At 60.4% G+C, this 12,869-nt stretch carries 11 protein-coding genes; 7 read left to right on the top strand and 4 right to left on the bottom strand.

Going from position 1 to position 12,869, the window contains the following annotated elements; genetic code table 11:
- The first annotated feature begins 68 nt into the window (after positions 1–68).
- Positions 69–1,052 (top strand): succinylglutamate desuccinylase/aspartoacylase family protein, encoded by a 984-nt coding sequence (locus ACQK2G_RS16180; protein WP_425406070.1) that lies wholly within the window; start codon positions 69–71, stop codon positions 1,050–1,052.
- Between the two features lie 90 nt (positions 1,053–1,142).
- Here ACQK2G_RS16180 and gloA read toward each other — a convergent pair whose 3' ends face one another.
- The 4 genes from gloA to ACQK2G_RS16160 all read right to left on the bottom strand — a co-directional run bounded on the left by gloA (position 1,143) and on the right by ACQK2G_RS16160 (position 5,034).
- On the bottom strand, positions 1,143–1,589 hold the full coding sequence (gene gloA / locus ACQK2G_RS16175) for a lactoylglutathione lyase (protein ID WP_425406069.1): 447 nt from the start codon (positions 1,587–1,589) through the stop codon (positions 1,143–1,145).
- 97 nt (positions 1,590–1,686) lie between these two features.
- Positions 1,687–2,289 carry a TetR/AcrR family transcriptional regulator gene (locus ACQK2G_RS16170; RefSeq protein ID WP_425406068.1) on the bottom strand — a complete coding sequence of 201 codons (603 nt, stop codon included), beginning with the start codon at positions 2,287–2,289 and terminating at the stop codon, positions 1,687–1,689.
- 169 nt (positions 2,290–2,458) lie between these two features.
- Entirely contained in the window at positions 2,459–3,676 is a 1,218-nt protein-coding gene (locus ACQK2G_RS16165; RefSeq protein WP_425406067.1) for a DUF1501 domain-containing protein, read from the bottom strand.
- Positions 3,673–5,034 (bottom strand): DUF1800 domain-containing protein, encoded by a 1,362-nt coding sequence (locus ACQK2G_RS16160; RefSeq protein ID WP_425406066.1) that lies wholly within the window; start codon positions 5,032–5,034, stop codon positions 3,673–3,675. The genes ACQK2G_RS16165 and ACQK2G_RS16160 overlap by 4 nt, the downstream gene beginning before the upstream one ends.
- A gap of 231 nt (positions 5,035–5,265) precedes the next feature.
- On the opposite strand from ACQK2G_RS16160, the gene ACQK2G_RS16155 reads away from it, so the two are divergent.
- The 6 genes from ACQK2G_RS16155 (at position 5,266) to ACQK2G_RS16130 (ending at position 12,809) form a co-directional block, all read left to right on the top strand.
- Complete coding sequence (locus ACQK2G_RS16155; protein WP_425406065.1) at positions 5,266–7,692, top strand: GcvT family protein; 2,427 nt, start codon at positions 5,266–5,268, stop codon at positions 7,690–7,692.
- A 54-nt stretch (positions 7,693–7,746) separates the two neighbouring features.
- Positions 7,747–8,754 (top strand): Ldh family oxidoreductase, encoded by a 1,008-nt coding sequence (locus tag ACQK2G_RS16150; protein WP_425406064.1) that lies wholly within the window; start codon positions 7,747–7,749, stop codon positions 8,752–8,754.
- A gap of 390 nt (positions 8,755–9,144) precedes the next feature.
- The gene (locus ACQK2G_RS16145) at positions 9,145–9,846 is read left to right on the top strand and encodes a glutathione S-transferase family protein (protein WP_425406063.1); all 702 of its coding nucleotides are present in this window, start codon (positions 9,145–9,147) and stop codon (positions 9,844–9,846) included.
- A gap of 385 nt (positions 9,847–10,231) precedes the next feature.
- A complete protein-coding gene (locus ACQK2G_RS16140) occupies positions 10,232–10,783 on the top strand; it encodes a cold-shock protein (protein WP_425406062.1) in 552 nt (183 codons plus the stop codon).
- A gap of 225 nt (positions 10,784–11,008) precedes the next feature.
- Complete coding sequence (locus ACQK2G_RS16135) at positions 11,009–11,560, top strand: PadR family transcriptional regulator (protein ID WP_425406061.1); 552 nt, start codon at positions 11,009–11,011, stop codon at positions 11,558–11,560.
- Positions 11,561–11,564: 4 nt separating this feature from the next.
- A complete protein-coding gene (locus tag ACQK2G_RS16130; RefSeq protein ID WP_425406060.1) occupies positions 11,565–12,809 on the top strand; it encodes an efflux RND transporter periplasmic adaptor subunit in 1,245 nt (414 codons plus the stop codon).
- The last annotated feature ends 60 nt before the right edge of the window (positions 12,810–12,869 follow it).

The raw sequence follows: 12,869 nt of genomic DNA, 5'->3' as shown, positions 1-12,869 counted from the left end.
GTGGCGAAGAGAACGGGGCCGCGCGGCAAAGACGGCCCCGTCGTCACTGTTCACCACAGAGGGGCCCCATGGCGTCCAATCCTATTTTTTGCGAAGTCGACCTAACCGCAGCGGGAAAGCAGACGGGTTTTTTGCGTCTGCCGCATTCGGTTCATCGGTCGGCCTACGGTTTCCTTCCCTATCCCATCGCGACGATTGCCAATGGAGACGGCCCGACGGTGCTGTTGATGTCGGGCAACCACGGTGACGAATACGAAGGGCAGGTCATCCTCTCCACATTGATCCGCGAGTTGGAGCCGTCGGATATCCGCGGTCGTCTGATCTTCCTGCCGATGGCAAATTTCCCGGCGGCCATGGCGGGTATGCGTACCTCCCCGATCGATGCCGGGAACTTGAACCGCAGTTTTCCCGGTGACCCGAAGGGCAATCCGACCCAGGTCATCGCGCATTATATCGAATCGATCCTGATGCCCGATGTGGATTATCTGTTCGACCTGCATTCCGGCGGCAGTTCCCTGCTTTACGTGCCGACCGTGATGCTGCCGAGACATGGGGACGATCCAGCGGCGGACCTGAAGGAACAGGTGGCGCGCGATTTCGGTCTGCCTTTTGCGACGGTCTACGGCAGGGACGATGAAGCGGGTTATTCCTCTGCCGCTGGATTCCGGAAGAATGTGGTCACCTTCGCGACGGAACTGGGCGGTGCGGGCATGGTGAACCGGGCCTATGCACAAATGGCGAAAACCGGGTTGGAGCGGGCGCTGGTGCGTCTCGGCGTGCTGGATCGTGCCGTGGAGCCGCCGCAGACGGAAACCCGTATCTTCCTGAACGACAGCTTGGTCTATGCGCCCGAAGCAGGCTTGTTCGAACCGCTGGCAGAGCCGGGCGACGCGGTAAAGCCGGGTGATCCGGCTGCGTTGCTGCATTACCCGGAATCGCCGGGTCGCGATCCCATTCAAATCGATTTCGACGTTCAAGGCATCGTCATTGCCAAGCGCGTGCCGGCCCGATCGGAACGGGGTGATTGTCTGTTCCATATCGGTTGTGACTGATCCAGGGCCCCGCCGTTGTCCGACATGCAAAGCGCCCCGCCATATCGGCCGGGGCGCTTTTGTTTACAAGGCTCGTTGTCCAGCCGGACCCTACCAGGAGCCGGTATTCTCCATTGATGCCCAGGGTTCGGCCGGCGGCAGCGCGTTGCCCCGCTGCAGCAGTTCGACCGAAATGCCGTCCGGGGAGCGCACGAATGCCATGCGGCCGTCGCGCGGCGGTCGGTTGATTGTGACACCGTTGTCCATCAGGTGCTGGCACGACGCATAGATATCGTCGACGCGATAGGCGAGGTGACCGAAGTTGCGGCCGCCGTCATAGTCTTCCGGGTCCCAGTTGTAGGTCAGTTCGACCATTGCGGTGCGTTCTGATTTCGCAACGTCGACATCGTCCGGGGCCGCCAGGAATACCAGCGTGAAGCGGCCCTTCTCGTGATCCATGCGCTCCACTTCCACAAGCCCCAGCTTGTTGCAGTAGAAGTCGAGCGACGCGTCCAGGTCCTTCACCCGAACCATCGTGTGCATATACTGCATACCCATCTGAGTATTCTCCCTATCCTTGCCGGTGATGCATATGTCCGAGCACTGACATAGCGCCCGCCGGTCCGGGGACCAAGGGGCGACGCCAAAAATTCACCTATGACAGGACCTTCAGGCATACGGTGGAAATCGTCTCTTCAATCCGTTTCCAGCCTTCGTCCCGACTGATATCCATGCCGTTGAAACTCTTGTTGTGGCGGGATCGCGCCGTCAGGTAATTGATCGACGCGGCCATCAGGGCGGAAAAGGCCATCAGGTCGACTTCCGCCGGCCCGGCATGGCCGAAACGACGCGTGAATTCGCGGCCCAACGCTTCGCGAACTTCGTCCAGATGTTTGGTCAATTCATTCCCATCGGCCATTTCCCAGGCCAGGATTTCCAAAGTTACCGGGCGTCGGCGCAAGGCGGAAATCAGATGGCGAAAGACACGGGCCATTTGCTCCGCCGCAGGTCGTGCGCGGTAGATGGCCTCGGGCTCGGCGATCAATTCCTCAACACCCGGCCAGAAATCGCCTTCTTCGGCATAGGCCTTGATCAGGCCCTCCAGCCCGCCGAAATATCGATAGATCAGGACCTTGTCGACATTCGCCTCACGGGCGACGGCGTTGACGCCCATTTTCGCGAACCCGTCGCGGGCCATGACCTGACCGGCGGCTTGGATGAGTTTGGCCTTTGTGGCCTCTTTATCACGGGATGCCATTTTACCTCCCTCGGCACGCCGTCTCTTCTCTGGACGACTAAGCCGAAACCCCTTGTAAACACGCAGCTATGTACTTTAACCGCAGAGCCGAGTCACTGCCAAGTGACAGATTGTCCCGCCTGTTGGTGTCGAGGCCCCGTGAAAAAGATTTCCAGCCGCCGGTCTCCGCCTAACGGATCAAATTGGGGATTGCCGGCACGGAACCGCTGCCCGGCAGAATGGTCGAGGAGACGGCGTTGCCGTTGATCCCCATATGTTGGACCAGCACGGTCTTGAACAGGCTGCGTGTGTCGAGGCTTGCCGGTAATCCGCCGCTGCCATCAAGTTTGCCTTCCGACAGGCCCGGCCATTTGCCAATTGCTTTCCCGCCGGCAACCGCGCCGCCCAGTATCATGGAAACGGTCGCCAAGCCGTGATCCGTACCGCCGTGGACATTCGGTTTCACGGTTCGTCCGAATTCGCTTGCGACGACGACGACCGTGTCCTTCCAGGCAGGGCCGAGGGCACCCGCCAGGACCGCCAAGCCGGAGGCAAGGCCGGCAAAGCTGCGGGCAAGACGGCCTTCCATGCCACCCTGTTTCCAATGGGTGTCCCAGCCCGATGCCTCCAGCACAGCGATCCGCGGTCCGTCTTCCGCGGCGAGCATCTTTCCCGCCAAAGCGGCTGAGGTGGGAAGGAACTGTGCCCGATCCGCGCCGCGGCCGGACTGGACGTCTTCTTCGGTCACTGTTTCCGTCGTCCGCTGCCGTTCTCGTTCGCCTTGCACGATCATGCTGCTGAAAAGCGTGTCATCGCCGTAAAGAAGCTGAACTTGCCGGAAGAAGCCCGGATTGCGGTGTGGCCGCGGCGGCGGTGTCGCTGCCCGCGCGGCGCCCGGGCCCTGCAGGATCAACGGCAAATCATCGGAAACCGCAACACCCTGGGCACCGTTGCCGTTCAGGGCCGCTACAGCCCTGTTCAGCCAGCCGGTTGTTCCGCCGCCGGCGGATCCCGTCTCCAGGGCGTCCTGGGCGGCGAAGTGCGACGTACCGCGATAGTCTGTCGCAATGGCAGGTGCAATCGCGAGTTCGCCCGCCGCCCAGAACGGCAACAGGCTCTCCGCCGCCGGATGCAGCCCAAAAAAACCGTCCAGGTCCAGGACACCGCCATCCGTGTTTGCCCGCGGCAAAGCGAGGTCGCCGCGCAGGGCTGCGTAGTTGCTGTCGCCGAAGGGAGGGATCAGCGCCAATCCATCCAAGCCGCCGCGCAGAAGGACGACGACGAGGCGCTTGTTTCCCGGCGCGGCCGCGACGCTGAAAGTAAGGCCTTGCGATGCAACGATCGCGGCGGCCGCACCGCCGGCCAGGACGTTTCTTCTGTTTGGATGCAGGATCGGCTTTCCGGTCATCGGCGTTGAAACTCCGAACTGGCGAAGAGCAGGGCCAGGGCTTCCGACTCGTCGCGGGCGACCCGCAAACGGCGGTGCGTCGTCGGTTTCAGCATGGGGCCTAGGACATAAAGCGCGAGGTCGGGGACCTCCCTGCCGTCCGGCGGCCGGGAAACGCCGGCGATTTCCGCGCACCACTCAACGCGCTCCAACAGCAGTTCCGGCGTAACCCAGGATAGGGAAGAATAGGGCCAGCCATCGGGCGTCGGCGGCTGATAGGGCGGTTGGCCGAGAAAGCGGATCGCATCCAACAGCCGTCGTCCGGTTCTAGATCGCACGTCCAAGGCGCGCAGAACCGACAGGACCAGATCCGTCGGCGATTTCACCTTTCGCTGCACCGGCTCCCAGGCTTCGGATGCTTCGACAAGCGCGCGGGCCATGCCGTCGGCGCGTCCGCCGCCAAGAACGAAACCGGCCAATATCTCGCTCGCCAACGAGGGATCCGGGTCGTCCACAACGAAGGCCTGGGCCATTCTGTGGGACAGGTTTTTCCCTGTCGTGGAAGATCGCGCTAAATGGTCCAGCGCCGCTTCCCCTTCCAGCACACCGGCATCGGGATAGGTGCGGCGGAGGAACTCCTTGAAATTGCCCTCGTGCCAACTGTCCCGGAAGGCGAATTTGCCGCGCGTGGCCGGATTGTTCACGCCGACCGTCCATCCGGTCAGCATGTGGGCGAGCGCCCGCACATCCAATTGCGTATAACCGGACCCCTCGCCCAGGGTGAAATGCTCGAGAAGCTGGCGCGCCAGCCGGTCGTTCAGCGGGTTCTTGCGTCCGCGCCCCGCCACGGAACTAGGGCCCAGGGAATTCACGTTGTCCAGGTAGATCAGCATCGCCGGATGCGAAACGACCGCCTGGAGCATCGAATAGAAGCTTTTGAAGATGTTGGGGCGGATCGCCTCCCGTTCGAAGGCGGGCACCAGGGGCATGACCGCTGGTTTGACCATGGAAACGGTGAAATGGTTGGTCCAGAATCGAACCAGTCTTTCCACGAAGGGGGTCGGGCTGTTCAAGGATACGGCGAGATGCGTTGCGGCTTCGGTCAGGGCGCGCTTGCGCGCCTCCTGCCGGTAGACGCGCATATTGGATCGCCCTTTTTGACGCGCGGCGAGCATGTCGACCAACAACTCGTGGCTCTTCGGAAGGCTTTTCAGCGCCTCGGGCACCGGATCGGCGATCATCTGGCCCAGCAGCCATTCGCGCGGTTGGTCGCCGATCTGCTGCAGGTCATGCGGGCGGGCGCCATAACCGAAGCGCGTGGCCGCTATGGCCGCGTCGACTTCATACGCCTCGAAAGCCTCCGGATATTCCCGAACCATTCTCTGTCCCGATCTCGAACCGGCGTGCGGAACCCTTCCCGATACGGATTGTTCCAAACACGACGCAAACCCCGTTACGAACCGTCGCCTTTTGACCTTTGTTCCATGAATAGTTCAGTCACATGATTCCACAGGGCAAGGCACGGTCGAAATGGACGATCCTGGCCCCAAGTCTGCCGGTATTCGGTCCGGCCGGTCCATGTTTCCATGACCCAGGGAGGTCCCGACCCCATGAAATCTGATGTCCAGGTCGCCGTCATCGGCGGCGGTGTCGTCGGCGCAAGCGTTCTTTACCATCTGACGAAGAAGGGGTGGAAGGACGTCGTGCTCATCGAGCGGTCCGAACTCACATCGGGGTCGACCTGGCATGCGGCCGGCGGGTTTCACACCCTGAACGGCGACCCGAACATGGCAAAGCTGCAGAGCTATACGATCGACCTCTACAAGGAAATCGAGGAGATCAGTGGTCAGTCCACCTCTTTCCACCTGACCGGCGGTATGTTCCTGGCCTGCACGCCCGAGCGTATGGAAGCCCTGAAGATCATGCAGTCGAAGGAGCGACTGCTGGGCATCGAGACAGAATTGCTGGATCCGAAGGAGGCGCATCGCCGCCTTCCGATCATGGATCCGGATCAATTCCTCGGTGCGCTCTACACACCGCTGCATGGACATTTGGACCCCTCCGGAACGACGCATGCCTATGCGAAGGCGGCCCGGATTGCTGGGGCGGAGGTCTATTTGCGAAACCCGGTGACCGATTTGACGCAGCGGCCGGACGGCACTTGGGATGTCGTTACCAAGGACGGGACGATCCATGCGGATCATGTCGTGAATGCGGGCGGATTGTGGGCCCGTGAAGTCGGCCGCATGGCCGGTCTTGAACTGCCCGTCCTGGCCATGGAGCATATGTATCTGCTGACCGAAGACATGCCGGAAGTTGCTGAAATCAATGAGGCGACCGGCCAGGAGGTCCTGCACGTGATCGACCCGGATGGGGAGATCTATATGCGCCAGGAACGCGGCGGCATGTTGATGGGAACCTATGAACGCGCCGGCGTCCCTTGGTCGCCGAAGACGACGCCGTGGGATTTCGGGCATGAGTTGTTGGCCCCGGACCTGGACAGGATCGCACCGTCGCTGGAAGTCGGCTTTGCGCATTTCCCAGCCTTCCAACGTGCCGGAATCAAACAGATCATCAATGGCCCCTTCACTTTCGCGCCGGATGGCAATCCGCTGATCGGTCCCGTTCGCGGCCTGAGGAATTACTGGTGCGCCTGCGGCGTCATGGCAGGGTTCAGCCAGGGCGGCGGCGTCGGCTTGGCGCTGTCCAATTGGATGGTGGACGGTGATCCCGGATTCGACGTCTGGGGCATGGATGTCGCCCGTTTCGGCGATTGGACGACCATGGCCTATACGAACGCCAAGGTGCGGGAGAACTATTCCCGCCGCTTCAAGATCACCTTCCCGAACGAGGAACTGCCGGCGGCGCGGCCGTTGAAGACGACGCCGATCTACGATCGGTTGAAGGCCCGCAATGCCGTATTCGGCGCATCCTACGGATTGGAAGTTCCGCTATGGTTCGCGGCCGAAGGCGAGGAACCGGTGGAGAAAGTGACCTACTACCGGTCCAATGCATTCGAGCGGATCAAGGCCGAATGTCGATCCGTGCGCGAGGGGGTGGGGCTGACGGAAACGTCCAGCTTTGCAAAATACGAAGTGACCGGCCCGGATGCGGAAAGCTGGTTGAGCCAGATTCTGGCCAATAAGATGCCGAAAACGGGCCGGATGACACTGGCGCCGATGCTGAATCATCAAGGGAAGCTGATCGGCGATTTCACGGTCGGCAAGTTGGCGGAAGACCGTTTCTTTGTCTTCGGGTCGGGTGTCGCGCAGCACTATCACATGCGTTGGTTCGAGCAGCACATGCCGGCGGCCGGCGTTTCCATCCGGGCGCACGATCTTGCGCTGTGCGGGCTATCGCTCGCCGGGCCGAAAAGCCGCGATGTTCTGGCGAAATTGACGGATGCCGACGTCTCGAATGACGGGTTCAAGTTCATGGACTTCCGTAAACTGGATATCGGTATGGTCCCGGTTCTGGCCGGACGGGTCAGCTTCACCGGTGACCTCGGTTACGAGTTTTGGGTAAAGCCTGAATTTCAGGTACGGCTGTTCGATCTGTTGCTGGAAGCCGGCGCGGAATTCGGGATGACCCTGTTCGGCACGCGCGCCATGCGGTCGTTAAGCCTGGAAAAGGCCTTCGGATCCTGGGCGACGGAATACCGTCCGATCTTCGGCCCCTTCGAAGCCAACCTGTCCCGGTTCGTGGATTTGACAAAGAACGGGTTCGTCGGCCGTGACGCGGCTTTGAAGGAAAAACAGGATGGCCCGGAGAAAAGGCTCGTTCTGTTCGAGGTCGATGTGCGGGACGCGGATGTCATCAGCAATGAACCGATCCTGCATGACGGCGCGATTGTTGGCTATGTGACTTCCGGCGGTTACGCTCACCATGTCGACAAATCCGTGGCGCTCGGCTACGTGCCTACTGCGTTGGCGGATAACGGCAACGGGTTCGAAATCGAAGTCATGGGTGAGCGCCGCCCGGCAAGCATCCTTCCCGAACCGCCCTTCGATCCGAAAGGCGAACGTATGCGGGGGTGATGGCCGGGGGGCAGGCTTCGCTAAACTGTCGGCGCCGGAAGGGCGGGAGGAAGAATGACCGAAGTTAAGCTAACGTTGCAGGAAGCCGATGCGTTGGTGATGGACGTATTGCGCGCCAACGGTGCCGACGAGGCGAACGCCCGCGCGGTTGCCGACACGGTGATGGCGGCGGAACGCGATGTCTGCCACTCGCATGGGATATTCCGCATTCCCGGTTATGTCGCCTCCTTGAAGAGCGGCAAAGTCAACGGCAAGGCGAATCCGAAGATCGAGAAAATTGCTCCCGGGGTTTTGCAGGCGGATGCCGAGCGAGGGTTTGCGCCGCTAGCGTTGGAACGGGGGCGGCAGCCCTTGATCGACCTGGCGCGGGAACAGGGAATCGCCGCGCTTGCGATCCGCAACATGCATCATTTCGCAGCGCTTTGGGTTGAAGTGGAGCCGATCGCCGAAGCGGGCCTTGCCGCATTCGCCTGGACGGCCGCCACGCCGATGGTCGCGCCCGCTGGCGGGACCAAGCCGCTCTTCGGAACGAATCCAATGGCGTTCGCCTGGCCGCGGAAGGATGGCTCGTCGATGGCTTTCGACATGGCCACCGCCGCCACGGCGCGCGGGGAAATCATGATCATGGCGCGCGACGGGAAACAGGCGCCACCGGGTGCAGGGATTGATGCCGAGGGCAATCCGACGACGGACCCCAACGCCATTCTCGCCGGCGCGCAGCTGCCGTTCGGCGGTTACAAGGGATCGGCCATAGCGATGATGATCGAACTGCTGGTCGGTGCCCTGATCGGCGACAAACTGAGCTTCGAGGCGGGGGAGGCCGATATTAAGGACGGCGGGCCACCCCCGGGTGGGGAATTGATGATCGCCATCGACCCCAACCGTTTCGGCGATCCTGAGGGATGGCTCGCGCATGGCGAAAAGCTCTTCGCGGCCATGAAGGCGCAGGAAGGGTTGCGGCTTCCGGGTGAACGGCGGCATCAAAACCGGCTCAAGACGCCAAAGGATGGAATCGTCCTGCCCAAATCTTTGTACGATACGGTCTGCGGCCTGCGAGGATAGGGCGGGTTCGACCGAATGAATGGGAGAAAGCCCGGTCTCGAGGCCGGGCTTTTTCTGTGTCGCGCCCGATCGAAACAGTCGCGGCGATGTTCCGTGTTGGCTGACCAGGCCGACAATCGATCCGACTCGGAGAGTTCCTTACATCTTGGTGTTGGGGGACACGAAAACTGGTGCGGAAGCGGATTGCCGTCGATCGGGTCTAGCCGACGCCGGAAAGATGGGCCGCAGGCTCGGAGACTCGGAAAAACATTAAACCGTGTCCGGTTGATAATGGAACAATCGTTCCATTATAGTTTCCGCTCGGGTGTTTCAGGATCGTCCGCAGGTCGTCGGCGATGGCGGTGTGATCCCCTTCCGTATTCATTTGCGTGTTCATAAGGAGTTAGGTTGATGACGATTACCCTGTACGATCTTGCCGGTGCCGAGGACGATCGTCGATTTAGTCCGTTTTGTTGGCGCGCGAAGATGGCTCTCGCCCACAAGTCTCTGCCGGTTGAGGAAGTGCCCTGGCGCTTTACGGAAAAGGACGTGATCGAATTTACCGAGCAGGGTCGCGTTCCCGTCATCGTGGATGGCGGTAACAGCGGTAAGGCGGTTTGGGATTCCTGGGCGATCGCCGAGTATCTCGATGACGCATATCCGGAAAACCTGCTGTTCACCGAACAATCTGGAAAGGCGTCCACCTATTTTCTGAAATGTTGGGTCGAACGGGTCGTGCACCCCGGGATTGTTCGGCAGGTTCTGATGGATATCCACAACCACCTGCATGAGAAGGACAAGGACTACTTCCGGACCTCTCGTGAGAAGGTGTTCGGTATGGCGCTTGAAGATGTCGTGGCCTCCGCGGAAGAATCACTGCCGCAGTTCAGGGCGTCGCTGGAACCGATGCGGGCTGTCCTTGGTCGGTATGCGTTCATGGGCGGGGACGAGCCGGCCTTTGCGGACCACATAGCGTTTGGGCCCTTCGCATGGGCTCGGGCGATTTCCGAACGGAAGTTGCTGGAAGCAGAGGACCCGATCTTTGCGTGGCGAGAGCGGATGCTGGATCTCTATGGCGGTTACGCCAGATCGTCGCCCGGATACGAAAGCTGACCGAGACGGATGGTTGCGACGATATACACCAAATAGTCGTATGTGTCGCAGCGATAGGTGAGCGGATTTTTTCCAGTAAGGAATCGCCGGGAACAGTATGCATGCTGAAAGGAGCGGGAAGGCTTGATCCACAAAATCCGCTCGATTGAGCGGTGAACCATCGGCGGTTGTCGTGTTGATTTGTTCGTTCCGACACCGCTTCGCCCTCAGGGCTCGACATATTAGCACCGTTGCAAGGATGCTACACATGTCTGCTATTGCCGCGCTGAATGCGAAGAGCAGGGAGATACCGTTGCGGCGGTAGCCTATTCCGCTCTATGCTATCGGTGTAACCGTGTAGTGCAGGGCTGCCGGTGTGTTTGGGGGCTGAAGGTTAATAGAAAAGATGGATCGTAGACTTCCTCCTGCCGTCAGTGATGAGAACGTGACGGCAACTGTAAAATGGTTCAACGCTACGAAGGGTTTTGGTTTTATCATTCCTGAATCCGGTGGCCGGGACATTTTCATTCATGCTTCGGTGATTGCTGAAACGGGTAATTCGGAACTTCCAGAGGGCGCGACGCTGGTCGTCGACGTCATGGAAACCAACCGTGGCAAGCAGGTCGCTAGAATTCATTCGGTTGATATGTCGACCGCACAAGCGCCCGTTTCCCGCGGGGGAGGCTTCGCGCCGAGCGCGCCGCGCGGCCGTGGCCCGGGCGATGTCGATGACCGTGATGCGCCGGTCGGCCCGCCGATTGACGGAACGATCAAGTTCTTTGATTCCGGAAAGGGATACGGCTTCATCGTCATGGATGACGGTAGCCGGGACGTGTTCATATCCGCCCGAACTCTGGAGCGGAACGGCCTGATGTCGGTCGAGCCTGAACAACGTGTCCGTGTTACCACCCGCATGGGTCAGAAGGGCCCGATGGCGGAAAGTGTCGAGTTGATCTGACCGGTCGGACCATCCGTTTCATCCGTCCGTTGACCCTGACAGGCGTGCCGAGCCTGCTGTCGGGACATGAGATTTTGCGCCCAAACACATTCACAATTTCGTGAGATCGCCGTGATCTCATGGTCGCCGTCGGTTGATCTCAACTGAGATATTATATCGATACGATATAAATTTCTTGAAAGGAAAGTATAGCCCCCCTATATCCGGCCGATATAGGGGGTATCCATGGATATCAAGACAAGCTGCTTGGGTGTTCTGGCGTTGAGGCCGGCCAGCGGCTACGAAATTCGTAAATCTTTCGAAGAAGGCCCGTTCAGCCATTTTGCTGAAGGCGGCTTCGGTTCGATTTATCCAGCGCTCGGCAAATTGACGGCGGAAGGTCTCGTCACTTTTGAAGTGGAGGCCCAGGAAAAACGCCCGGATAAGAAAATCTACCAGATCACCGAAGCGGGCCGCAGAGCGCTGGTGGAGAAGCTTTGTGAAAAGGCGCCGGACGACGACAAGTACAAATCGGACCTTTTGTTCATGCTGTTTTTCGCGGGACAACTACCCGCGGACCACATCCGTACCGTCATCGACGAGCGTATCGAGTTCTATCAGGCGAAGCTCGCCCATTTGACCGAATGCGGCGGGGCCGGGGATGGCAGCGCGCCGGACCTGGTCAGGGAGTTTGGTGTCACGGTTTACAGCGCGATGTTGACCTATCTGCAGGATCATCGTCAGGACTTCATCAAATTGGCTGAGCGCGGGACCCCCGCTGCTGATGCCGCGGAATGAGAATATGACCGAACATTTGAGCAAGATTGAAGGACCGAAGGCCGAAAGGGCGCCCATCGGTCCGTCCGTGGAGGACGCTCCCAAGCCGGAAGCACCGCCGAAGAAACGTCGGCGCGTGAAGCCGTCCATCGTGATTTCGGTTCTGCTGGCGATCGGTGCGGCGGCCTGGATCCTGTCCGGAAATTTGCCCACGGAAGAAGGACAGATCGCTACAGAAAACAGTGCTGCACCCGCGCAGTCCGGGCAGGCTGTTGCCGTCGCGGCACCTAAAGCGGAGAAAAAGGTCCAGTCGGTCCGTGTCTATGAAAGCGTCGCGCAGGTGCGTCGTTCGACATTGAGGATCGCCGGACGGACGGAAGCGTCTCGTACCGGCCGGCTGATGGCTGAAACGGAAGGGGCAATCCGCAGCATCAATGTCGAGGAGGGCGATACGGTCGCCGCCGGCCAGCGTATCGGAACCATCGAAGAAAACGAACGCAGTGCGGTTATGCGGGAAGCGCAGGCCGCGCTGAACCAGCGGGAAATCGAATACACGGCGGCTGCGAAATTGGCGAGCAAAGGGTTCCAGTCCGAAGTCAGCAAGGCGAAGGCCCTGGCCGAGATGGAAGCGGCGAAAGCGGCCCTTGATCGCGCCAGGCTGGACCTGGAGAAAACCCGTTTGTCGATCCCGTTTGACGGTGTCATTTGGACGAAGGACGTCGAACCGGGCGATCTGGTCAAGGTAGGCGATCTTATTGCGACAATAGTGGATCTGGATCCGCTGTTGGTGGTCGCCAATGTGTCGGAACGCGAAGTCGCTGCAGTAACGGAAGGCGCTCTGGCGCAGGCCAAGTTGATCACCGGAGAGTCCGTTGAGGGGATCGTCAGCTATATCTCCCCGCAGGCGGAAACGGCGACCCGCACCTTCCGGGTCGAAGTCGAAGTGCCCGATACGGGCAACCGATTCAAAGCGGGTATCACAGCGGAACTGCTGCTGCCGCTATCGGAGTCAGAAGCCCATCTGATTTCCCCGGCCCTTCTCACGCTGGATGATTCAGGCCAGGTCGGTGTGAAGGTAGTCCAGGAAGGCGAGATCGCTCGTTTCGTTCCGGTTCGGATCTTGGAGGATACCCCGAACGGTGTCTGGATCCATGGTCTGCCCGATCGGGCAACCCTGATCAGCGTCGGTCAGGAATATGTCGGCGACGGTGAAAAGGTCAGTCCCGTCCCCGATACGGTTTTCGTTCCGGAGGCGACCGGCCGGACGTGATCCGGCCATGCGTGTCTGCCCGTTCGAATAAACGCGCCCGCTTGAGGGGAGCAGGAAGAA

Origin of the sequence: Hwanghaeella sp., from assembly GCF_965227365.1 — a bacterium.
Taxonomy (GTDB): Bacteria; Pseudomonadota; Alphaproteobacteria; order UBA8366; family Aestuariispiraceae; genus Hwanghaeella.
The sequence above is the reverse complement of the archived record's forward strand: the minus strand, read 5'-3'. Positions and strand labels throughout refer to the sequence as shown.